This window comes from Chryseobacterium paludis, from assembly GCF_025403485.1.
In the GTDB taxonomy this organism is placed as follows: Bacteria; Bacteroidota; Bacteroidia; order Flavobacteriales; family Weeksellaceae; genus Chryseobacterium; species Chryseobacterium paludis.
The window spans coordinates 1,691,926-1,716,408 of record NZ_CP099966.1; the positions used below are offsets into that span (position 1 = coordinate 1,691,926).

General features: G+C 34.2%; 14 protein-coding genes, 1 tRNA gene and 2 pseudogenes. 6 read left to right on the forward strand and 11 right to left on the reverse strand.

The features are described 5' to 3' along the window. Positions 1-97 precede the first annotated feature (97 nt). Positions 98-2,497 carry a hypothetical protein gene (locus NG806_RS07455; RefSeq protein ID WP_261512555.1) on the forward strand — a complete coding sequence of 800 codons (2,400 nt, stop codon included), beginning with the start codon at positions 98-100 and terminating at the stop codon, positions 2,495-2,497. 331 nt (positions 2,498-2,828) lie between these two features. Here the strand turns inward: NG806_RS07455 and NG806_RS07460 are convergent, their stop codons facing one another. The 8 genes and pseudogenes from NG806_RS07460 to NG806_RS07495 all read right to left on the reverse strand — a co-directional run bounded on the left by NG806_RS07460 (position 2,829) and on the right by NG806_RS07495 (position 13,459). Beyond that, entirely contained in the window at positions 2,829-4,202 is a 1,374-nt protein-coding gene (locus NG806_RS07460; RefSeq protein ID WP_261512556.1) for an aldehyde dehydrogenase family protein, read from the reverse strand. A 71-nt stretch (positions 4,203-4,273) separates the two neighbouring features. Continuing rightward, complete coding sequence (locus NG806_RS07465; protein ID WP_261512558.1) at positions 4,274-5,029, reverse strand: type 1 glutamine amidotransferase domain-containing protein; 756 nt, start codon at positions 5,027-5,029, stop codon at positions 4,274-4,276. Positions 5,030-5,057: 28 nt separating this feature from the next. After that, positions 5,058-5,785 (reverse strand): annotated as a pseudogene (locus NG806_RS07470) (alpha/beta hydrolase); the annotation flags it as partial. 298 nt (positions 5,786-6,083) lie between these two features. Continuing rightward, a pseudogene (locus tag NG806_RS23045) lies at positions 6,084-6,853 on the reverse strand (SDR family oxidoreductase). Positions 6,854-6,995: 142 nt separating this feature from the next. Next, complete coding sequence (locus NG806_RS07480) at positions 6,996-7,802, reverse strand: SDR family oxidoreductase (protein WP_214831445.1); 807 nt, start codon at positions 7,800-7,802, stop codon at positions 6,996-6,998. Between the two features lie 724 nt (positions 7,803-8,526). Continuing rightward, positions 8,527-8,598, reverse strand: a tRNA-Arg gene (locus tag NG806_RS07485). Between the two features lie 61 nt (positions 8,599-8,659). Then, a complete protein-coding gene (locus tag NG806_RS07490) occupies positions 8,660-10,426 on the reverse strand; it encodes a TonB-dependent receptor (protein ID WP_261512560.1) in 1,767 nt (588 codons plus the stop codon). Positions 10,427-10,495: 69 nt separating this feature from the next. Beyond that, positions 10,496-13,459, reverse strand: a complete 2,964-nt coding sequence (locus NG806_RS07495; protein ID WP_214831447.1) for a tetratricopeptide repeat protein — start codon at positions 13,457-13,459, stop codon at positions 10,496-10,498. Positions 13,460-13,697: 238 nt separating this feature from the next. On the opposite strand from NG806_RS07495, the gene NG806_RS07500 reads away from it, so the two are divergent. The 3 genes from NG806_RS07500 to NG806_RS07510 all read left to right on the forward strand — a co-directional run bounded on the left by NG806_RS07500 (position 13,698) and on the right by NG806_RS07510 (position 18,200). Continuing rightward, positions 13,698-15,938, forward strand: a complete 2,241-nt coding sequence (locus NG806_RS07500) for a CocE/NonD family hydrolase (RefSeq protein ID WP_261512561.1) — start codon at positions 13,698-13,700, stop codon at positions 15,936-15,938. A 113-nt stretch (positions 15,939-16,051) separates the two neighbouring features. After that, the gene (locus tag NG806_RS07505) at positions 16,052-17,737 is read left to right on the forward strand and encodes an APC family permease (RefSeq protein WP_214831449.1); all 1,686 of its coding nucleotides are present in this window, start codon (positions 16,052-16,054) and stop codon (positions 17,735-17,737) included. A gap of 148 nt (positions 17,738-17,885) precedes the next feature. Further along, positions 17,886-18,200 (forward strand): DUF962 domain-containing protein, encoded by a 315-nt coding sequence (locus NG806_RS07510; RefSeq protein ID WP_261512563.1) that lies wholly within the window; start codon positions 17,886-17,888, stop codon positions 18,198-18,200. Between the two features lie 50 nt (positions 18,201-18,250). On the opposite strand, the gene NG806_RS07515 is transcribed toward NG806_RS07510, so the two are convergent. Beyond that, positions 18,251-18,727, reverse strand: a complete 477-nt coding sequence (locus NG806_RS07515; RefSeq protein WP_261512564.1) for a hypothetical protein — start codon at positions 18,725-18,727, stop codon at positions 18,251-18,253. Positions 18,728-18,823: 96 nt separating this feature from the next. Between NG806_RS07515 and NG806_RS07520 the strand changes: the two genes are divergently transcribed. Continuing rightward, entirely contained in the window at positions 18,824-20,833 is a 2,010-nt protein-coding gene (locus tag NG806_RS07520) for a M43 family zinc metalloprotease (protein ID WP_261512565.1), read from the forward strand. Positions 20,834-20,979: 146 nt separating this feature from the next. Here the strand turns inward: NG806_RS07520 and NG806_RS07525 are convergent, their stop codons facing one another. Then, entirely contained in the window at positions 20,980-23,001 is a 2,022-nt protein-coding gene (locus NG806_RS07525; protein ID WP_261512566.1) for a hypothetical protein, read from the reverse strand. 150 nt (positions 23,002-23,151) lie between these two features. Here NG806_RS07525 and NG806_RS07530 point away from each other — a divergent pair, with 150 nt between their 5' ends. Beyond that, positions 23,152-23,499: a DUF4377 domain-containing protein gene (locus tag NG806_RS07530; RefSeq protein WP_214831454.1), complete on the forward strand. Its 348-nt coding sequence runs from the start codon at positions 23,152-23,154 to the stop codon at positions 23,497-23,499. A gap of 51 nt (positions 23,500-23,550) precedes the next feature. On the opposite strand, the gene NG806_RS07535 is transcribed toward NG806_RS07530, so the two are convergent. Further along, positions 23,551-24,483: an SPFH domain-containing protein gene (locus tag NG806_RS07535; protein WP_214831455.1), complete on the reverse strand. Its 933-nt coding sequence runs from the start codon at positions 24,481-24,483 to the stop codon at positions 23,551-23,553.

Sequence of the window (24,483 nt, forward strand, 5' to 3'; positions counted from 1 at the left end):
AAATCTTCTTAATTTTTTCAATTATAAGGCAAATATCCATTTTCGAAATCTTTAAATGAGTAATTTAGCATTGGATTAAAAATGCGCTAAGATATTTATGAAAAATATATTCTTTTTATTGCTTCTTTCAATTGCACAACCTGTATTGTCACAAACTAAATTAGAAAAAGCAATTACAAATCTTGAAAATAACTACGAACAAGAAAAAGTATACCTACTTACCGACAAATCACAATATGTAGCAGGTGATAAGATATGGTTTAAAAGCTTTGTATTTGATGGCTATAATCGTTCTGCATTGTCTACCACTCTATTCGTTGAATTGTACAATTCCGATAAAAAATTAATAGACTGGAAAACCATACTTCTAACGAATGGTGAAGGCAGCGGAGATTTTAAACTGAAAGAGGACCTTCCTGAGCAAGTTTATTTCGTAAGGGCTTATACGCCTTATATGAATAATTTTAGTGAAGATTTTCAGATTGTTAAAACTATTCCTATTTACAATCCCAATTCAACTGAAGCGTTGGAAATTTCTAAAAATTCTGATTGGTCCGCTAAAGCTTTTCCGGAGGGTGGAACTTTCATTAATGGTATGCCAACAAAATTTGCCGTAAGATTATCAGGCGATGCTTCTTTACCGGAAAGCTGGACCGGAAAAATAATAGACATACAAAATCCAAATGTGCCTATAACGACCTTTACATCTTTTGATAAAAATGTTGCATCTTTTAAAATTACTCCGGTTTTAGGAAAAAAATACCAGGTCATCATTCAGGATAATACAGGGAAAAGTCAGACCATAGATCTCCCACAAGTTGCAGGCAGTGGTGTTAATCTGGAAGTTTCCAGCTCTAAGGAAGGTATTAAATACAGCTTAAAAGGAGTTAATCTAACACAACAGCTCCAAAATTATAAAATCGTTGGAACCATCAATAATCATCTTGCTTATAAAGCTAATATCACTCAGTTAACCAATGAAGCTTCAAGTCTTATTCCTACAAAAATTAACAATGGAAACAACGGTGTTTTACAATTAGCCATTTTTGACGGCCAAGACAATCTGGTCGCACAAAGACTTTGTTTTATAAAGCCCAATAATTTAAAAATTGAAAAAGCAGAGATTATCGGTCAGAATTTAAAACAAACGCCAAGATCATTCAACAGCATTGATCTTTCACCAGAGTCTGTTTTTAAAAATTATACTGTTTTGGTAAGTGAGGATGACGGTAGCCACAATCAGGACGAAGAAAATATACTGAGTAGCCTTTGGTTAACAGGAGATTTTACTACAAAAATAGACACGCCAGCACAATATTTTTCTAAAACTGCCAATAGCGAAGCTTTGGATGCTCTGCTTATTTCTGAAAACTGGAAGAGATTTGACTGGAACTCTTTACTTAGCAGATCTTTACCGGTCATTAAAACCAATTCTCAAAAATTTCTTTCTTACAGGATAAAGCCACTTAAAAACAATGCTTTGCTGAAAGATACTAATGTAAATTTAGTATTAAAATTAGGTGAAAATGAGCCTGTCATTAATCAATTCAAAACCGATCAAAATGGATATATCTATTTAGACAACCTTAGCTTCAATGAGCCTCTGGATGTTTCATTATTTGTAAATTCAGAAAGTAATAAAGAATCGGGAACAGATAATTTATTCGTTACCATAGAACCACTGGTAACTCCTACACAATTTAAAGGCAGTTTCCCAAGTACAAAATACAAATTGGTGAAAGCCGCTGAAAATAAAAAAGTTTCTCCAGCAATTTCCAGAGCCATCAACACTCAGAAAAACATAAAAAAAACAGAGAATATTGATGTACAAATTGAAGAAGTAAAATTAGTAGGAAAAAAGAAAGATCCAAAAGAAGACTTAGACAAACAACTTTCTACCGGAATGTTTAGTTCTATCAATTCTACAATTTTTGACTTTGTAAATGAAGACCAACAGGCCGCAGGATCAAACAATATACTAGATTGGCTGCAGGGAAGAGCTGCTGGATTAACATTTCAAAGAGATAACTCAGGTGTGAATGTCCCCTACATTCGTGGTCAGAAGGCTAAGTTATATTTGGACGAAGTACCTACTGATCCCAGTATCATTACAAGCCTTCCTATAAGCAATATTGCGATGGTAAAAATCATTAAAGAATCAGGGTTAATAGGTAATGCCGTTGCAATCTATACCATGAAAGGAAATATGAAATCTAAAAATAATGTAAAAGAAACTCAAAATAACAACTCATCTATACTAAAAGGTTATGATAAACCTTCAGAATTCCCTATTGAAATGTTAGATGATGATTCTCCAGCGAAAATTGAAAATGACACCCGGGAAACACTCTATTGGAATCCAAATTTATTTGATAGTGATTATGTTCCGCCGATGATTAAATTTTATAATAACGACAGTGCAAAACAATACAAAGTACTTATCATAAGCTTTGACGAAGACGACAATCTACTTTACGATAAAGAAATTTTAAAATAATATATTTCTCTACATTAAAAAGCCTTTCAATTATTTTGAAAGGCTTTTTTAATATTTTAAAATGTCCTCGTGGTTTGAGGATATTCTTTTTGTCAAAATAAATTCAGTACATTTAAAATATATCGAGCGATTTATTTATGAGGAAGAAGCAAGCTTGCCCATTACATTTGATAACTATTGTCTGGTTTTTATCGATTGCATAAATGTAACTTATTTACCAAGGTATTTGTTAAGGTTCCTTAACCATAACCTAAATCCGCCCAACATTGGGATACATAAGATTGTGGGTTACTTTTTAATACGATTAATGACTTCTTGTTGTGTCATTTTCTTATCCAAATATACTTAGATTTTTAGCAATATCTTTACCTGCATATGGAGGAAATACATCTAGTTCTAGATCAGGGTTTCCTACTAGTATAGATTTTCTATTGCTTAGTGCTTCGAAACCTGCTTTTCCATAATATTTACCCATTCCTGCATAACCTACGCCGCCAAACGGGAGACTGTCTATAAAGCAGTGTACGTTAGTCTGATTGACACACCCTCCACCAAAAGAAACGGCATTTAGGAAATAATCAATATTCTCCTGGTTTTTACTAAAAATATAAGCAGCTAAAGATTTGGGCTTGCGTTTAATGATTTCTATAGTTTCTTTTAGATCACTGTATATTAGAATTGGAAATACAGGACCGAAAATTTCCTGCTGCATTGCGGGGTCTTCCCAAGTACTCGGGTATAAAATAGTAGGCTCAACATACCTATCTTTAACATTAAAACGACCTCCTAAAACCACTTTTTCAGGAAGGATGTATGATGCAACTCTTTCAGTATCGTGTTCACTTATCATTCTGGCAAAATCTGGACTTTGACTTGGATCTTCTCCATACATTTTGACTGTTGCCTTTTTTAGCTTATCAACAAATTCATCAGCAATACTTTCGTGTATATATACATAACCTGGCGCAATACACCACTGACCAGATATAGCCATATGTCCCCATAGAACACGGTCAACAGCAATATCTAGATTTGCCGTTTCATCTACGATCGTTGGATTTTGTCCCCCAAGCTCTAAGATAATAGGCGTTAAATTTTCGGCAGCTGCACGCATCACGACTTTTCCAACAGCTGAGCTACCAGTAAAGAAGATAAAATCGAAAGGAAGTTTAAGTAGTTCTGTGATTTCTTCTCTCCCTCCTGTTACTACAGATACGGATTCTGGTTCAAAATATTTGGGAATTAACTCAGCAAATAATTTAGCAACTGTAGGGGTCGTATTCGCGGGTTTTAAAATTACAGGATTTCCAGCAGCAATGGCAGCAATAGCTGGGTCTAATAACAATAAAACAGGAGCATTAAACGGACCTATAATTAATGTTGTACCAAATGGTTCTTTATAGATTAAACCTCTGTTACCTGTTTCTTCTAATCCTATTGGTATCTCCACTGGTTCAGGAGCCATCAGAGCTTTCAGATTTTCTTTAAAGTATTTAATTACTCCCAAGGGAACGGTTATCTCAAACAATTGCTCGAATGGCGGCTTATTGAAATCAGTTTTCAAAGCCTGACAAAAGGTTTCTTGATTTTCGGTTAAGAATTTTTCTAACCTGTTGAGTTGATCTATTCGCCACTCATAGGTTTTGGTAACATCGGTATAAAAAAATTCTTTTTGTTTGTCAAATAATGATTGGTAAGTATTCATAATTTTGTGTTTTTGGTTAATTTTCCTGATAAATTATTTCTAATTTTAGTCTGATAAACACCCGACCTTATTTATTCTGATAAAGCCTCAATAACTAATTGAGATGCCAGAAAGCTACTGTGTTGTTGTTGGGCAGTAATCAACCTACCATCTCTAATGGCAAATGGTTCCAATGCTCCGGCAACTTCAAAGTTGGTGTTTGGGTTTTTTCTAGCTTCTGTTTCAATGGTGTAATCATTTACCGTCATTCCAAACATTTCGTTAATCATATTTTCTTCACTATCTGCAAACCCAGTCCAGGTTTTTCCATCTGCCAGGAGTTTTCCATCACTTAATTTTGTCCATAAAAGCAAAGATGTTCCGTGGCAAATTAAACAGGTAATTTTTCCAGCTTCATAAAAATCGGCAATCAGTTGATGCAGCTTAAGATCATCTTTGAAATTAATTAATGGCGCTCCACCACCCGATACACAAACGGCATCATAATCGGCTATATTGATATCTGCAATAGGAAGGGTATTTTCCATCCATTGACCAAATGTTGAGTGATGTACAAAACCAATACTTATCAAATCGTTTGGATAAGCACCTTTAGGGTTTTCGGGATTGCTGTGTCCATCAAACACTACTTTACCACCATTGGGAGAAGCCACATCTACATCATAACCTGCATTGATAAAATCAAAAAATGGTCGTGTCATTTCTTCGGCAAAAAATCCAACTTCCATTCCGTGGAGTTGTGCTGCATTGGAAACCAAACACAAAACCTTTTTCTTAGGGAAAGTATGCTTGGGCTGTTTTCTAATAATATTCTTTTGTTGGTTCATAACTTTTATTTTTTTTATTTTTATTTATTTAAGAAATTGCCCTTTTAATAGCTGCTATTCTTGTTTCCCAAAAATCTTTAGAGACTTTTGCATCTGGCACCAATGTATCAAATACATGTGTCATACCTGGATAAATATGCAACTCTACCTGTACACCTGAGGCGGCTAATTTCTGGGCATATTCAATACCTTCATCCCTTAAGCAATCCATTGTTCCCACAGCTATATATGCTTTGGGCAGATTACTCAAATCTTCTACCAAATTGGGTACTGCCTTTTTATATTCGCTTTCAGGAACACCGGTAAGATAACTTTGAAAACCATAATGATTCATCCAACTATCCCAAACTCCTATACTACATATTTCTTTGTTACTTTCAGAAGTAACTCTAATGTCGAGCATAGGATATGCTAGTACCTGTAAACATATTTTAGGACCTTTTTCATTTCGGGCCCTAAGGCTTACTGAGGTAGATAGTAATCCTCCGGCACTGCCCCCTCCAACAACGATCTTATCTGTATCATTCCAAATTCAGCTGCGTTATCCGATACATATACCAAGCCTTCGTAACAATCATTCAAAGGTTTAGGATAAGGATTTTCTGGTGCCAAGCGATAGTTTACGGAAATGATAACACTATCTAATTCCAATGCCAGTTTATATAAGGTGCTGTCTTCCTGTTCTGGTAATCCGCTGATCGTTCCCCCTCCATGCATCCAATAAAGAAGTGGTTTTGGATTGGTCGCTGTTCGTGGCGTAAAAACTCTTAACTGTATTTCAATCCCGTCGCTGTTCGTGAAAAATTTGTTCTCTACTTTTAATTCAGAGGTGCTATTGACACCTACTTGCAGAGCCATTTGTTTTAATGCACCACGAAATACCTCGTGGAGAGGTGTTCCATTGGGTAGAGCAGGCTGACCAGCATATTTTCTTAGTATTAAGGCCAGTTCAGGGTCTACGTTTAATTGATATTTCATTTGTGTTTTTTATTATTAGAAGATACCTTAAAAAATCAGCAGTTTCCAGGCTGCTGATTTTTAAAATATTTCTAACTTATCTGGTTGTATAACCACCATTTGAGAAAATAGTTTGCCCAGTAATCCACCATCCATCAGTTACTAAGAATGTAATTAATGGAACGATATCTTCAGGATCTGTTAGTCCTGTTTTACTAAAGCTACTTAATGCTGCTGCAGATTTGTTATAAGCTGCCGAACCATCGGTTTCCTGACCATAAAAGAATGGAGTTTCCATAGGACCCGGTCCTACAGCTGTTACCGAAATCCCTCTTGATCCAAACTCTTTAGAAGCTGCACGGGTGTAATGCTCAATAGGAGCCTTACTTCCTGGGTAGATAGCATAATCATTGGTATAGGCTGCTAACAATGAACTAACAATTGTACAAATCTTACCATTATCAGCAATTTTTTTTCTGCCTCTTGTAAAAAGAAGAAAGCAGCTTTTGAATTTACAGCAAAAATTTTGTCGTAGTCTTCTTCTGTTACGTTCACAATTGGTTTCTTAATAACCATACCTGTAGTATTTACGGCTATATCTACTTTTCCATATTTTTCGATCGCAGCATCAAACAATTTTGTATTGTTTTCTACTACTGTTAGATCTCCTTGTATTGCAAAAGCTTCTCCACCTGCTGCGATAATATCAGCTACTGTTTTGTCTGCATCTGGTTTAGTTGCATCACTATTGAAGTGCACTACTACTTTAGCCCCTTTACCTGCAAAATCTAAAGAAATTAATCTCCCTAGGTTTTTCGCACCACCACCTACTATGGCTACTTTGTCTTTTAAATCATTTCTTGACATACTTTTGTGTTTTTTTAAATTAAATAAATTGAGAAAATAAATATGAAATCATTCCATTGGAAAATATACCTTTCTAATTTTATATTATTTTTAAAAGCAATATAAAATTAGGTTTAGTCCTTTTTTTGCAATCTATTTGCATTTAATTGATAGTGGAAACAATTCCTCCATTGATGTAATTTGTTGTACCTGTAATCCAGCGCGCTTCAGGAGATACAAGATAGAGTGCCAAACCTGTAACATCTTGGACGTTGCCAATGCCCCCGTCAATAGACATAGATTTAAGCCATGCAATGTTTTCATCTGATTCTGCAGGATAAAAAAACGAAGTATCAAGTGGCCCTGGCGCAATACAATTGACTGTTATCCCACGGTTCCCTATTTCTTTGGCAAGCGATTTCGAAAAATGCTCTAATGGAGCTTTACTTCCTGCATATCCAGCATACGTAGGCGCGAAAGCAGCTACCATTGTTGTTACGAAACTTAAAACTCGTCCATGATTAGCCATCTTTTGTGAGGCTTCTTTCAATAGAAAAAATGCTGCTTTTGCATTAACATTGAAGAGATCATCGAACTCAGTCTCTGTAAATTCAGCTAACGGCTTACGTATTATTTTTCCAGCTGTATTGATAAGAATATCAACCTGTCCAAATTCGGCAAGCGCTGCATCAAAAAGTTGTGTGGCTTGTTCCGGACGTGTTAAATCAGCCTGAAATACAATAGCTTCACCGCCGTATCCACGTACAACAGATGCGACCTCCTCGGCTTGTTCTCGCTTTGAATCACTATTATAATGAACAACAATCTTAGCCCCTTCTTGTGCCAATAATTCGGTCAGTGCTCTACCAACATTAGCTGATGCCCCCACCACAATTGCAACCTTGCCAACAAAACGGCGGGCTCCAGTGCTCGTTGCAGTTGGATAACTTGTTGAAGTTAAATCTTTCATAATCTTTGTGTTTTTTAATTAAGAACTAAAGATATAAAAAAAAGCATTAATCACACTATTGGTTGAAGCTACCCATTTTTTTGTACAACCTGTACCAAGTCCATTATACCATTTTTAATTTAATTTCGCCCAAGTAAAGTTTGATGTAATGCTTTCAGCTTTATTTAAATTCAACAAAGGTGCTGTGCTTTTTAAATTTACAATACTTTTTTCATTAATTGAAATGCCTGTTTGTAAATAAAAGTATATTTCTTTAAGATTTGGTTTTATAAAATTATTTTGAAAATCTTCATCTAAGTTATCAAGAGCAGATTGTGATTTTATATAATTTTTAAGTCTTCTTCTTTTTACTGTTCTGTAAAATTTAATACTGAAGTATTTAACAACGTTCCAATAATCACACCTGCAATAGGAGTTATGATTTTCATAATTTCGATGTTCATAATTAAAGAGTTTTAGATCAAATTTATTTTGTCTACTTGTGGTAATACAATACCCTTCAAAAAGAAAATATTATATTTGAAATGAAAAGGTAATTTTTTTCATCATTTGTGTTTTTTAAGTCTCTCTTTTTGTGGGAGGTTTTTGTATTAGGTCTAATTAAAAACCTTTACCAAAATTGTGGTATAGAACTGCGAAAAATTATATTAACTAATTTATTTATTAGTAAAGAAAACCTAAAGTGTATATAAAAAGAATAACCCCTATAAATAGGGGTTATTTGTGACCGCAGAAGGACTCGAACCCTCACTGTCGGAGCCGAAATCCGAAGTTCTATCCATTAAACTATGCAGCCAGTTCAGGTAGTGAATTCTAGGACTTAGGTAATTTTTTACTTGTATCCTCCAATTTTACTACTAGAAGGTAATCTTCACACCACCCAAAATTTGAGCTCCCAACACTTTATATCCTTTATAGGTTTGATAGTTTGAGTTCAGAAGATTATTTCCGGTTGCGAAAATACTGAAATTTTTGTGAAATTTATACTCTGCGGAAAGATTTAAATCAGCATAACCACCAACTTTATCATTGGTATTCTCCGTAGACTGGTATACCATTGCCGGATTGGCTACTCCTTCAATTGAGTAAGAGTTTGTTGTTCTGTCACTTGCAAAGATTCCTTTGAATCCTAACAATAATTTTTTATCCAACATGCTATACTTAGCTCCGATACTCGCATTGAATAATGGAACGTTATAAATGTTATCGAAGTTCTTCAAATTATATTTTGTGAAATGAAATTCACCGTCTAAAACAAGATTAGCTAAAGGAAAATACTGAATACTTCCTTTGATATCACTTACATTACCATCATCATAAATTGCAGAAAATGTATTTGCGAAATTATAAGCAGAACGGTTCAATGTATAATCGTTGTTGAATAAATCATTTGCTTTAAAGAAAAGAATATCTCTCATTTTCCCGAAACCAGCAGAGAAATCATATTTAATTGTTTCATCAATATCTCCTCTTAAACCTGCATAGAAATGATATTTTGTTTCCGTTGGCTTCAGCATCTGATCAGAAAGGATAAAAGGATTCTGCTGTAAAAGATCACTATAAGTATTCAGCTTTAAACCTCCATCTACCCCACCGTAGAATTTAAATTCTTTAGCAGCAGCAACCTGAAATTCAGCTTTTGGAAACCAATAGCTTTTATTATTTTTCACCTGCTCCATCATAGTATTTGAATTTTTAGCATTCAAAAATGCAAATGAAGAACCTACCATCAAATAAGATTCTCCTTTAGCAAATGTAACTTTCGGATCTAAAGTAGCATTGAAAAAGTTGGATGAGTTTTTATCTCTGATGTCAAAATCTGTTTTTACGGTTTCTAATCCTACTCCTAAATCAGCATTCATCAGAATCCCATTTTTAGACAGTTCTACTGCATGTTTTGATAAATTAACCAAAACGGATGCCTGATTTTCCTGCGCATCAAAATGGTCTTTTAAAAATGATGATTTCACCCGTACATCGTTTAAGATCTCATTAGAATAAAAATCATAGTATCCATTCACTTTAAACTGATTCACCCTTTGGTCCAAATCAATATCCGCAGCAGGTTCTAATGCGTAGATCCCATAATATTTATTATTATCCAATCCATATTGAGCATTCAAATTGAATTTCCCTTTTTCACCATAAGAATTTAAAAAAGCTCCAATAGATGCCGAGCTCTGTTTAGAATCCCAGGCATATTCTTTTTTCAAACCTAAAGTCGAGAGAAAATGAACGTCTGCTCCTACTTCCAGTTTATTATTAAGTGTTTTAGAAATATTGGCATCACCAAGAATTTTTCCAAAATTCCCCATTCCAAATTGGAGATAGTTGTTTTGAGCTGTTCCCTCAAATTTTGGAGTTACATCCTGTCCCTGAATAGTCGAAGTTTTGAAGTCTGAAACCGCTGGAACATCCGTAATTTTATATTGTACAGGATTCTGAGATTTCTCTTCAGGCGGGTAATTCTTAATCGTTTCAATAGAAGTTTTTTTCTTTTCGATCTTTTTAACTTCCGGTTCTCTTTTTTTATTAAGAATCAGTTTCTCTTCTTTGATCTGGGAAAACGCAATCTGCGAAACCCCTAAAAATAATATGGATAATATTTGAATTCTTCTGTTCATTACGTATTGTATTTATGTATTCACGTAAAATGTATTAATGAATAATACCGATGAATACGAAGTACATTTTTATTTTTTGATCTGTTTTTTCACTTCTTTAGCTTCTGCTACGATTTCCGGGAAATCCTTGTAGTTGGCAATGATCTGATCACAAGTATAACTTGCCTGATAATTATCTTTTAAGCCAATATAATTTTTAGCCATTATTACCAGAGCTTTAGCTCCCCAATATTCTTCGGAAGAATAATTGTTCGCCAATTTGAAGATGGTTTCGTTGGAAGATTTGAAAGCTTTTCCTTTATTCTGGTAGAATGCTTTTGCATATAATGCTTCTGCCGCCACTTCTGTATTGGAAGACTTTTCAAGAGAAGCATATGCGGTCTGAGCATCTTTATCTTTGGAAGAGTTCATTAAGCTTCTTGCTTTGATCACTTTTGCCGTTTCAATTACTGCTGCAGAGTTTTTTGTATTAGCAATGACATCATTAGCCAGTTTTTCAGCCTGTGAGAAATCTTTTTCTTCAGCATACATCTTCATCAATTCTACGTTAGCATAGTTCTTAATATTAATATCAGAAGAGTTTTTAATGTTCTCTAAATATTTTTTGGCTTCGGCAGTATTACCTTGTGCTACATAAATCTGCGCTAAACGGGTCTGAGCATCATCCTGATAATCATTCTGAACGTTGGCAACCTCCTGCAACACTAATAATGCTTTTGTAGAATTGTTCGTTTGATAATAACTTTCTCCCAATTCATATTTAGCCTGATAAAGGCCGTCTCCTGTTGGGTTTTGGGTTAAATATTTTTCGTAATAAGAAATAGCATTCTTGTAATCTTTCTTCGTGAAATATTGTTTTCCCGTAGAAAGATTGATCTCATCGATCTCTGAAGCATCTACATTAACCCCAATATTTTTAGCAAAGCTTTCGTACCCTGCAACATCACCACTTTTAGTGAAAATTGGTTTCGCTGCTTGAACAATTTTCTGAGCATACGCTGTATTCTTATACTGGTCCCCAAGAGTTTTTAATTCAGCAATCGCCTTATCATTTTGATTCTGATCAATGTAATTCTGAGCTCTGTAAATAGATGCATTGGCAATTAAATCTTTATCTGAAGATGTTTTAATTACTTTAGCGAAATAATCATTTGAATTCGCAAAATCATCCTGTGCTGCATATGCCGTTCCTATTTCATATTGAGAATCATCATAATACTCAGATGTCGGATACTTAGATAAAAGTGATTTTAAACTGGTTATTTTTGCCTGAGTATCACCTTTAAATCCTAAAGCCATTCCTTTTTGATATAAAGTATAGTCTGTAGCATCTTCATTTTTATCATAGATCGCAATTGCATCATTCAGCTCATTATTGGCATAATGAATATCTGCTAAACGAAGTTCTGCATCGTTTTTAAATTCCGGTTTAGGATTAGTTAAATATTGTTTGAAATAAGTTTGTGCCTGATCAAACTTTTTAGATTTAAAATAAGCATAGCCAAGATCGTAAGGCAACTGTTGCTTTTCAGGGAAAGTTGCTGTAAGAAGTTTTTCATAACGGGCAATTGCAGAAGGATAATTTCCTTTCTGGTAATACGTCTGAGCCAGCCAGTATAAAGCTCTGCTATTAAATTCTTTATTGATGTTGAAAGCTAAACTTCTTAAAAAATACTTCTCAGCTTCATCATAATTTCCTTTGTTGAACTCTTCAGTTCCCAGTAAATAAGAAACTTCCTGATCTACTTTGTCAATTTCAGGAGTGGAGCTTTGCAATCTGTCGATCGCATTGAGTGTTTCTTTATAATTTCCTGAGTACAAATAAGATTTCACCAAGAGAGACCTCATCTCTGAAGCATTGTCTGCATTCTGATTTTCATTGATATAGCTTTGAATAACCCCTGATGCACTTTCAAAAGGGTTTCCGATATCGTAGCTTAATTTTGCATACTGTTCATGAGCGAGCTTTTTCACCTTCGCATCATAATCCATCTGATAAGAAGAACGGAATGCTGAAAGAGCTTCCTGTTTTTTATCAACTGCCAGATAAGCATTCCCTAATTGGTAATAAGCATTTTGAGCCAATGCAGAATTGCTGTTTAAGAGCTGATTGTAATAAGAAACGGCTTCATCGTATTTTTTCAATTGTGCAGCTACAAATCCCATTTCATACAAGTCATTTTCAGAAGGACTCTGCTGAACACTCAGATAATCTTTTAAGTGCGGATACGCTGAAGTATAATCATTCTTCATGAAATAACTTTCTCCAATGATCTTATGAACTTCCGCTTTATAAGAATCGGAAATATTTTCGTTCAATAACAGATTTCCTTCAGAGATCGCTTTATCATAGTCCTTATCATTGTAATACATCTGAACATAATACGGGCGAACAAGTTTAGCATATTTAGGCTGATCTTTTACAGAATCAAAATACTGAAATGCTTTATCATTCTGTTTATTAGAATAATATAAGTGCCCAAGCATGTAAGCAATATCTCCTTTTTGAGATTCATCCGCAGATTTGTAAGCTTCCTCCAGGGCATCAGTCGCTCCTTTAGAGTCTCCTGTCATAAATTTTGCGTACCCTAGTTTCAGAATATATTGTGTATTTTCCTCCTTTGAAAGCTGATACTGATTCACATTTTTTAAGGTCTCTAACGCCTTATCAAAATCTTTTTTAGCCAAATAATAATCCGCTAGTGGTAGATTAGCCTGAGCAAAATAAGCAGAATTCGGATATTCTTTAATAAAAGCAGTTAAACCTTCTTCAGCATGATTCTTCTGAAGGATCACTCCGATCACATTATCAAAAAACTGTGCAGCTTCTTTCTTAGACCTGGACAGATTTTGATTATAAAAATACTGTCTGGCATATTCGTATTGAGAAGCGTTGTATATTTTGGTCTGGTAAAGATTTTCGGCTAGATTGAATCTATAATTTTCTTTCTGGGTAAAGTATTGGGACTGTTGAGCATCGGAAATTCCGAAATAGATCACAGCAGCCGCTAAAAGTATTTTTTTTGATTTCATTCTTTATTTGAATAAAAAAATTAGTCTATATAAGTTAACGAAAATATTAAAAACTTATTGTTTAAGCAAGTTTTAAAAGGTTTAATAATCAAAAATATCAATTGAATACATTTCACTATTTCATGACAAAAATTGATTAATTTAGTGTCATAAAAGATTAATTATTTCAATATAAAAATATCAAATTAAATTTTTTAATCTGACATCCATTTTACAGCATCTAAAAACATACCATTACATGAAATTTAAAATACTTTTAGCATTAATATTTGTAAATCTGCTGCACGCCCAAAAGTTTTACTTTCCAAAAACTGCTGTGACGGACTCTACAATACTCGAAAAACAACTCCCTGTTCTTGCATCGGAACTTATGACCCAAAAGCCTTTGCTTAAACTTAAACAACAAAGTAAAGTTAACTTTTTGGATAACCTCTTCCGTTTGGAGATGCTTTCAAAAGATTATAAAAAATCTATAGCTACTTTATCAGATTATCGTAATGAATTCGCTGATCATGATATGGTTGGAAATAAATTCATCGCTCACGAAGTCTATAGTTTAGCTAAATTAATTGAAAAGAGGGACAATATAACCTTCCACAATGCACTTCAAAAAGCATTTGATAAGAAATACAAAAGCCTCTCCGATAAATTGCTCGTTAGATTAGGCACCTATTTTGACGGAGATGTCAACAATTTCCGAAAGCTTTTTAAAAAGGCGATTGATAAACAAAAAGATAAAGACAGTATAGATTACCCGTCAGCTTTGGCGTTATGTAAAAGTTATTTAAGTTATAAAATATATGCCAGCATTAAGCCTCAGATAATGCAATTGCTGGCTGCAAAAGATCAGGAAAAATTCATTATTGAAACTAAGGATATTAAATTAAAAAGTGGAAATACTTTAACGATTACCATTGTCAGAAAAAAAGAAAACAAAGCTCCACTCCCTGTTATTCTTAGCAATAACATCTACGCAGGACCAGTTGATGTGCTTTTTGGAAAAAGAGCTGCCATTTATAATTATGTAGGTACAGTTATCAATACCCGTGGTAAAAGAAACAGTAAAGATGAAAATAATCCTTTTGAAAATGAATCACAAGATCTTTATGAAGTTATAGATTGGGTAAGTAAACAACCCTGGAGTGATGGTAAGGTTGGAATGATTGGTGGAAGTTACCTTGGTTTTAGTCAGTGGGCAGCTGTAAAAAAATTACACCCAGCATTAAAAACGATTGTTCCTCAGGTAGCTGTAGGAATAGGAATAGATTACCCAGCTCAAAATAATATATTCATGAGCTATATGCTACAGTGGATCAAGTATGTTACTAACAATAAATTTACAGATGAAGCTGACTTTAATAATTTCCCAAAATGGGATTCTATCAACACAGCATGGTACAAAAGCGGAAAATCATTCAGAGCTTTAGACACTATAAGTGGTCAGCCCAACAAGATTTTTCAAAGATGGCTGGATCATCCGGGTTATGATGAATACTGGCAGAAAATGGTTCCTTATAAAGAAGATTTTGCTAACATAGATATTCCTATATTAACGACAACCGGTTATTATGATGATGATCAGATAGGAGCATTATCATATTTTAAAGCTCACCATCAATACAATAAGAATGCTAATCATTATCTTGTAATAGGCCCTTATGACCATGGAGGCGCACAAAGTTTTGGATATACCTATGTCAGTGGAAATCGTATCGATCCGGTTGCGAGAATAAGTATTGATGACCTTGCTTTTTCATGGTTTGATTACATTCTTAAAAATGGTAAGAAACCGGATCTTTTAAAAGATAAAATCAATTTCCAGGTGATGAATACCAACACATGGAAACACGTTCCTACCTTAGAAAAAATGCACACCTCAACCATCAAGTTTTATCTTCAGGATCATAAAGATATTCCATCCGTTTTTATTCAGCCTCCAAATAAAAGTTTCACTAAACAAACCGTTGATTTTAAAAATAGGGATCAAAAAGATTCTTATCGTCTGGTAAGTAAAAAAGACAGTGTAAAAGCGACCAATTCAGTTTATTTTGAAAGTGAAGTCTTAGACAAAGATCTTATTATAAGTGGAAATCTATCCGGATTTTTTAATGTCTCTATTAACAAGAAAGATTTTGACACTGATACTTATTTATACCAAATACAACCGGATGGTAAATCTTTTTTACTATCAACACATATCGTAAGAGCCAGTTATGCAAAAAACAATGCGGTTCGTCAACTTCTTGAACCAGGTAAAGTTGAACAAATCCCTATTAAAAATTCAATATTTATCAGTAAGAAAATAGAAAAAGGAAGCAAACTGGTATTATTGGTTGGCGTTAATAAGAATTCTGCATGGCAGATCAATTACGGAACAGGAAAAGACGTAAGTGATGAAACCATAAAGGACGCAAATGAACCGTTGGAAATAAAATGGTATAATGACAGCTATGTGGAAATACCTATCTACAAAGAATAAAGGTTTTTATTTATTTAAACCACACCATTTTACCTAAATATTGTGGTCTTCGCTGACAACCAACCAAAAAATCATTACATTTGCTTTTTTTCAAACTCAAATATAGACATTGAATGAATCAACTTTTCAGAAGGAAAAACTATTCAGCAACAGACACATCGACTAGCCTTTTAAGGGTTTTAGGTGTTTGGGATATCGTTTTTTTTGGTATTGCAGCCATTATAGGAGCAGGAAGTTTCAGCAGTTTAGGTGAAGCAGTTTTTAGAGGTGGTCCCGGAGTTATTCTATTATATTTGATTTGTGGCTTTGCCTGCGGCTTTACAGCACTTTGCTATGCAGAGTTTGCAAGTAGAATTCCTACAGCAGGTTCTGCTTATACCTATGCTTATGCAAGTTTTGGAGAATTAATCGCATGGATTATCGGTTGGGCATTGATCATGGAGTATTCTTTTGGAAATATCTATGTTGCCTTTTCGTGGTCAGATTATTTTACCAGCTTTTTAGAAAGGTTGGGAATGCATATCCCAGATTATCTGACTTGCAGTTATACAGAAGCCAAAAAGGCTTTTATGAGTGGCTCTGAAAATAAGGAATTGCTTAATGCATGGAAATCTGCCCCTTTAATCGGAAGTTTAAAATTTATTGTTGATATTCCAGCATTGGTAATCAACGGATTGATCACATGGCTTTGTTATGTCGGGGTAAAAGAAAGTAAAAACTTCAACAACTCACTGGTTATCTTAAAACTAGCGGTTATTGTTCTCGTAATTTTAGTAGGATTCTCTTATATTAATACTGAAAACTGGACTCCGGTAAATCCCGAGACACATGTAGCTTCTTTCATGCCTAATGGTTTTGCCGGTGTAATGAGTGCCGTTTCCGGAGTTTTCTTCGCCTATATAGGGTTCGATGCTTTAAGTGTACTTTCTGAAGAAACTAAAGATCCTCAAAGAACATTACCTAAAGGGATGATCATCTCTCTTGTACTTTGTACAGTGATCTATATTGCTTTGACCTTAGTTCTAACGGGAATGGTGGATTACAGAAAATTTGATGGTATTGGAGATCCGCTTTCATTCATATTTGAGAAATCTAATGCTAATGTTGCCTGGATGGAACTCGTTGTTTCTTTCGTTGCCATTGTTGCAATCACCACAGTATTATTGGTGTTCCAAATGGGGCAGCCAAGAATCTGGTATGCGATGAGTCGTGACGGATTGATGCCTGAAAAATTCAAAACGGTACACCCAAAATATAAAACCCCTTCATTCGCAACTATTGTTACTGGTATTGCAGTGGGAGTTCCTATTTTATTTACTGATAAAACGTTCATTCTTGATTTTACAAGTATTGGAACCATCTTCGCTTTCGTGCTTGTTTGTGCCGGAGTTTTAATGCTTCCTGCAAAAGAAAAAGTTAAAGGTACATTTCACCTTCCTTATATTAATGGTAAAATCATCTTCCCTGTTATTTTTATTGGTGGATTAATCGGTTTCTATATCTGGCAGCCTGAATTTTTCCATAACCTAATGGATTGGAATGATCCTAAAGAAGGTGAATTTAGAGCTTCTATTTTCGTTTTCTTCCTGATTAATTTAGCTCTGTGTGTCTTTACCTTTATTAAAAACTTTTCTCTAATTCCATTAATTGGTTTAAGCTCTTGTTTATATCTTCTTACGGGAATGAGCCATGAAAACTGGTTCTGGTTTGGAATATGGTTCGCTATAGGTCTGGTAATTTATTTCTGCTACGGATATAGAAACAGTAAACTGGGGAAAGAGCATAGTTTAAAAAATTAAATAGTATAAAGCGAAAGACTTGAAAAATCAAATCGCTGAATAATAAGATAAAAAAAGGCAAATTTGCGGCTTCGCAGTTTTGCCTTTTTTTTATTAAAAATTGGCCAACTTATTGCTTTTATTTATAAGAACTTAAAACCAATATACCATGTCCGACAGAATAAAAACGTACAGAGAATTTTATCAGTTCTACCTTACTGAACACAGTAAACTGGGAACAAGAATTTTTCACTTTCTGGGAACACTCCTTATATTCGGAGTCATTGCTTATGTGATCAGCTCCGGTAAAGAAAGGTTCTTATGGTATATTCCTATTTTTGGATATGGATTCGCCTGGTTCAGTCATGCGGTAATTGAAAAAAATAAACCAGCTACTTTTAAATATCCTTTATGGTCATTAATTTCAGATTTCAGATTGTTTTTTGAATTGCTAACAGGAAAGCAGAAATTTGTAACAAAGTAAATCATATATCATATTAACAATTCTTCTTTTTTCACACTATTTTATCATAATTAAGGCTTGTTCTTTGACTTTCCAGAGCTTTTTTTAATCTCTGTATATAATGCCTCTAGTTCTTTAGGTGGCTTCCCTTCATCGAAACTAGCGGAAGTGAATGTAGATCCATTGGACACAATCACGATTGTTGCAGACAAAGCCTGATCGGAATACCTTCCTGTAGTGGGTGATTGAAGTTGTGATATTTTCGATAAATCAATCATTTCCGCTTGTGTGGATATACTCTTCCAATAAGAAGGGGGAATAGAAGATTTTACAGCTTCTCCATTTAAACTTGATACTATAAATGTAGGGGTAAATACAGTACTTTCATTAATACCTCTTGTTTGTTCTATTAATTGAATATTTTCAATATTCTGTACTTTCATCGAAGTAGTTGATTTATTTTCGTTGTTTTCATTTTTACTCTGATGAAAACAACCTGTATTAAAAATTATCAAAATAATATTAATTGTCAAAAATCGCTTTTTCATTGTGTATTTTTTATTTTATTATGATATTTTATGATTGTTAAGTCTGTTTTTTAATAAATTATTATATATTTGCTAAAATACAAAATTATTATAATAATGACAAAATCTATTATTTCGAAAATTTCTTTAACTCTTTCCATTTTTATTGTTACCGGAATGGTGAACGCTCAAAATAAAAAAGAGATAAAGTTTCAAAAACAATCAACAGAAGGGAATACAGATCCCCGAGGTATTGAAAGATGTGCAACCAATGAATATGAAGATGCTTTAAAAGCGAAATTTCCGGGAAGACTAACAACAGAACAATTTGAATCCTGGTTAGCTCCTTTAATAGAAAAGGCTAAGCTGAATAAATCCCAAAACGGAAATGTTATTACCATACCTGTAGTAGTACACGTAATTCATAGTGGACAAAATATTGGAGTAGCTCCCAATATTCCAGATGCCCAGGTAATGTCTCAGATTACCGTTATGACTAATGATTTTAGAAAATTAGCCAATACTCCAGGTTTCAACTCCAGCCTAGTAGGAGCTGATACTGAAATACAATTCGTACTTGCTAAAGTAGATCCTAACGGAAACCCTACCAATGGCATTGACAGAAAAAATCTTTGTCAGGAATACTGGAGCAAAGATCATATTGATAGCATTGTAAAGCCTCAAACTATTTGGGATCCTACTAAATATATGAATATGTGGAGCATTGATTTCGCAAGAAATGGACTTTTAGGATATGCACAATTTCCTTCCAACTCCAGTCTTGCAGGATTAGATGCAAATGGAGGACTAGCTAATACAGATGGTGTGGTTGCCGGTTATAATACTTTTGGAAGTATAGATTATAACGACGGAACATTTATTATGCAACCTGGTTATGACAGAGGAAGAACAATGACCCATGAAGTTGGACATTTTGTAGGATTGAGACACATCTGGGGAGATGCAACATGTGGAAACGATTACTGTGCAGATACCCCTACTGCACACGGTGCCAATTACAGTTGTAATGCCAGTATTCCAAGCTGTGATAATCCAGCAGTATTTGAAATGGTTCAAAATTATATGGATTACACCAATGATACTTGTATGAATATTTATACTAATGATCAGAAGACAAGAATCAGGGCAGTGATGGACAATTCTCCAAGAAGAAAGGAATTGAAGACATCTAACACTGATCAGGCAATTCCATTGTTTGCAAACGATGCCGAAATAAAATATGACGGAGGCTGCTCAATAGGTGTTACTAATTGTGGAGCTGGTGTATTACGCCTTGTTATATATAACAGAGGAACAAGTAATTTGACCTCTGCAGTTGTTTCCTACTCATTTAATGGAGGAACGGCTCAAAATTATAACTGGACTGGTAATCTAGCTCAAGACAAATCAAGTGTAATCCTTATTCCTGTAGATAACACTATTACATCTTCACCTGTTTCTGTTTCTATAGTATCAGCTAATGGAAGTGCTGATCAAAGAAGTACGAATAATGTTTCAACAGGTAATTATGTAAAACCTGTAGCGCCTGAATATTTTGCAACAACTACTGTAACGTTCAAATTACTAAGAGACAGATATGGCAGAGAAACGAGATGGAATTTAAAAAATAGCGCTGGGCAAGTTATCAAATCCGGAGCTTACTCTAACACTCCAGCTGGACAACCAAGCCCCTCTTTAATCACTCAAACATGGACACTGCCATTGGATTGTTATGTATTCACAATCTCTGATGATTTTGGCGATGGATTAAGTGACGGAGGGTATGTAAAACTATCTACAAGTACTGGCCAGGTTATATATCATGCAACTGACGATTTTGGATTCTACGGAACTAAAGCATTTACGACTCAGAACAATCTGGGAATCCACGAAACTACTAAAAACAATAAGTTTGGTATATACCCTAATCCTGTAAATGATATCCTCAACATCGTTAACATCTCTGGAAAAACCCAATTTGAAATTCATAATGCAGTAGGACAGATTGTTAAAAAAGGGAACGTTAATAATAGCCAGATTCGTGTATCTGATTTAACCAAAGGAACCTATACCATCACAATAAATAATGATAAAATCTCTGAAAGCATTAAATTCATTAAGAAATAATAAATAGATCAAAATTTAAAAATCCCCATGAAAACTGGGGATTTTTTATACTTCCTACTTATTCAAAAACCATATTTTACACCATAAAAAATTAGTTCAGGTTTTGCTTTGCAAAACCTGAACTAATTATAATTAAAATTTTCAACTTATTTAAATCGCTTTTTAAAGCTGAATTTCAATCTGTTCATTAATCCCGGTTCAATGATATCAATTCCTAATCCGAAGTTACTGTCTGCAACCGTATGATGTGCTGTTCTAAAAGCTTCAAATTCTTCCTGAGGAATCTCCAGATTCACTAAAGGTTTATAATCAATAAAAACTGTAGCCCCATTTTTTGTTATCTTTTTACGGCTTGTATAATCAAAATATGGATTTTTAATTGTACTTTCCTGAACCGTATATTTTTCTTCCGTATCTATCTTCTGATCCGTATACAAATTGATCTCATATTTCTCTGTATCGAAATTATGCCAGAAAGGTAAGTCTTTATGTAAGAAATCCCTTGCACTGGCTTTGATCACATTACGATCAAAATACATTAAGAATCGATTGTTCTGTGGATCTACATAATAAGGTTTGTCAACGGTTGCATGATATTCAATTTTAAATTCATTCAGCTTTTTATCATCGCTTACAATATCTATTGAAGCATCTTTAAAGATGTTTCTTACATCCGTTCCATTTCTGTCATTAGAATAATTTAAACTATAGAACAGAAAATTATTCCAGCTGTCTACTACCTCTCTTTTATTTGTATTTTTAAAATACCTTCTCATAGCATTAGCGCGATTTCCTTTGTAAGTGGTGGTTAATTTTAATTCTCCAGAAGCATTCTGAGCATTAAATTCAACTTTTTCATCGATACAATAATAAGGATAGCGGTACGCTTTCCTTTGCTGTAGCTCCTGATCAGGTTTTACTTCCAGATAATGCATAAAGTATAAAAATCCCCTGTTTTCTATTAATCCAAATTCATCACGAATGGTAGCATCGATAAAGTATTCTTCTCCTTTATAGTTGATCCTTACTACAACATGATTAAATGAAAGCAAAGAAGGCAGATAATATTTAATATAATAATCCGTGTGATAATTTACCAGAACTACAGAAGAATCAATTCCTATATAATCTAAAATAACCTTCAATAAAACACATTTGGCCTTACAGTCACCTTGTTTATTTTCATAGGTCACAGAAGGTTCCTGAGGTTTATGCCCGTTCATTTCATCTGCATTGAAAATATAATAGATATTATTCTGAACATACTCAATCGCAAACTGGAGTTTCTCATCCTGATCGGCGATAGCATCCAATTTTTCAATTAATTTCGGAGCAAAATCTTTTATAGATGATTTATTATAAATCTCTGCATAGATAGGAGCAATATAGTTGGAAAGATCTTTCCAGTTACTTTCTGTTGCGAAATCAATGAAGGGAAAAATCTCACGACTTGCATCTACTGGATTGATATAATTTTCTTCCTGAATTGCAAACCTTTCTCCTTTCTTTAGCTGATAGACTTCCGGTTCTAAAACATTCCCCTGTTCATCTCTAAAGAATACTTTTTTATAGGCTACAGGTTCTTCCCTGTCATTAACGAATGTGAATTGATAACTTCCATATGCCCAATAATTATCCGGGCTCACCCATACATATTTAGAAAATTCTTTTCTTAAAAAATCACGTTCAGTAAAAGCTTTTACCCTTGAGTCTTCGAGTATTAGAATATCATATAATCTCAAATCCTTTATGGTGATATTAATCTTTTTGTTACTGCTTAAAATCCCACCACTACTTTGATTTTCACTATCTAAAACTTTGATCTTCATATCAGGAATTTTATCAATTAAAACGCCTTCTCTCAATACACTGATCCTATGAAGATTGTAAACTTCATTTTCTTCAACCACGATATCCATTACGGATGCCCTTTCAAGGTTGGATGGTTCATTCAGCGTATAGGCCATACATACATATTCATTGCTTTCTGCATTGCTTGTATAGTAGATCTTATCAAGAAAATAGCAGTAATCCCTTCCTTCATTAATTTGCATATTGGAGAAATCCGATTCTTTTATTTTTTCAATAAGCTGCTGATCATCTACGCTTCCCGCCCACGATTCAGGCTTTTGAATTTTGTAATTTTCAATTTGAATTTGATTATCCATATTATTATTTGCTATTTAATGTGTTTTGATTGAAATAATTAAGGGGGATGAAATTAAATAATTAAAAATTAAAAAACAAGAGTAGAACAGCGACGATTCTTAATTTGCATTCGGCACAGTAATTGTCGCGTTTTTTTTAAAATTAGATTTATGAAAAATATGATGACCGTTTTAAAAGGCGCTTTTCCAGTATTGGCTATTGCTGTATTAACACAATGTACAACTTCTGCAAAAGTTTCTGACGGAAGTGAAAAGACTTTTATTGTAGGACCTCAAACCGCTGACTGCACAGGAGTAGCACCAATGAAGTGTCTTCAGGTTAAAGAAAAGGCTTCAGAAAACTGGACTAATTTCTACAGTAACATTGAAGGATTTACCTACGAACCAGGATATGAATATGTATTAAAAGTAAAAACTGAAAAAATAGCAAATCCGCCTGCCGATGGATCTTCTATCAAATATACTTTGATAAATCAGGTTTCTAAAACAAAAAAATAGTAAAAGCCTCCTAATATTGGGAGGCTTTACTTTTATTATACATTTGATATGTTAGTGTTCATGATCTTTTGGGGGTGGTGTATACTTTCCTTTGGTTGTTTCACCTACTGCATTTGCTGTAGTCATGGCAACCACCAGATCGTTAAGCATTCCACTTGCTGCTGTAGGTGAATTAGGAAGCAAAACCAAACTGCTCCTATTTGTCGCACCTATTGAATGTAAAGTATCATAATGCTGCGTAACAACAATCAGTGCTGATGCTTCATGAGAATTGATATCTACATTATTCAGCATTCTTACAGATTCCTCAAGACCTTTAGCAATTTCCCTTCTTTGATCTGCAATTCCCTGTCCTTGTAATTTTTTAGATTCTGCCTCTGCTTTTGCAACGGCTACGATTCTTATTCTTTGTGCTTCTGATTCATATTCAGCAGCAGTTTTTTCCCTTTCTGCAGCATTGATTCTGTTCATCGCATGTTTTACCTGTTCATCAGGATCGATATCTGTTACCAAAGCTTTAATAATATCATAGCCATAACTCTGCATTGCTTCCTGAAGCTCCGCCTTCACGGCAACAGCAATATCATCTTTTTTCAGGAAAACATCATCCAGCTTCAGTTTTGGAACTTCTGCTCTTACCACATCAAAAACGTAAGAAGTAATTTGATCATGTGGACTTTCTAAACGATAAAAAGCATCCGCTACCTGTGATCTGATCACCTGGAACTGAACTGAAATCTTCATTTTCACGAAAACATTATCCAGTGTTTTTGTATCGATCATAACATCTAATTGCTGAATTCTAAGATTCATTCTTTTAGAGATCTTATCTAAATAAGGTATTTTCAATTGCAAACCTGCATGACGAACAGAATGAAATTTTCCCAAACGCTCTACAATAGCTGCTGTTTCCTGTTTTACAGTAAAAAAGGACGCAAATAAGGTAACAAGTCCAATGAAAATAATAATGCCTAAATATGCCAT

Bases quoted from the DNA above. Each gene is read 5' to 3' on its own strand.
- NG806_RS07455 (WP_261512555.1), top strand. From the start codon at position 98: ATGAAAAATATATTCTTTTTATTGCTTCTTTCAATTGCACAACCTGTA.
- NG806_RS07500 (WP_261512561.1), top strand. From the start codon at position 13,698: ATGAAATTTAAAATACTTTTAGCATTAATATTTGTAAATCTGCTGCAC.
- NG806_RS07465 (WP_261512558.1), bottom strand. From the start codon at position 5,029: ATGAACCAACAAAAGAATATTATTAGAAAACAGCCCAAGCATACTTTC.
- NG806_RS07505 (WP_214831449.1), top strand. From the start codon at position 16,052: ATGAATCAACTTTTCAGAAGGAAAAACTATTCAGCAACAGACACATCG.
- NG806_RS07535 (WP_214831455.1), bottom strand. From the start codon at position 24,483: ATGGCATATTTAGGCATTATTATTTTCATTGGACTTGTTACCTTATTT.
- NG806_RS07515 (WP_261512564.1), bottom strand. From the start codon at position 18,727: ATGAAAAAGCGATTTTTGACAATTAATATTATTTTGATAATTTTTAAT.
- NG806_RS07525 (WP_261512566.1), bottom strand. From the start codon at position 23,001: ATGGATAATCAAATTCAAATTGAAAATTACAAAATTCAAAAGCCTGAA.
- NG806_RS07460 (WP_261512556.1), bottom strand. From the start codon at position 4,202: ATGAATACTTACCAATCATTATTTGACAAACAAAAAGAATTTTTTTAT.
- NG806_RS07495 (WP_214831447.1), bottom strand. From the start codon at position 13,459: ATGAAATCAAAAAAAATACTTTTAGCGGCTGCTGTGATCTATTTCGGA.
- NG806_RS07530 (WP_214831454.1), top strand. From the start codon at position 23,152: ATGAAAAATATGATGACCGTTTTAAAAGGCGCTTTTCCAGTATTGGCT.
- NG806_RS07520 (WP_261512565.1), top strand. From the start codon at position 18,824: ATGACAAAATCTATTATTTCGAAAATTTCTTTAACTCTTTCCATTTTT.
- NG806_RS07510 (WP_261512563.1), top strand. From the start codon at position 17,886: ATGTCCGACAGAATAAAAACGTACAGAGAATTTTATCAGTTCTACCTT.
- NG806_RS07480 (WP_214831445.1), bottom strand. From the start codon at position 7,802: ATGAAAGATTTAACTTCAACAAGTTATCCAACTGCAACGAGCACTGGA.
- NG806_RS07490 (WP_261512560.1), bottom strand. From the start codon at position 10,426: ATGAACAGAAGAATTCAAATATTATCCATATTATTTTTAGGGGTTTCG.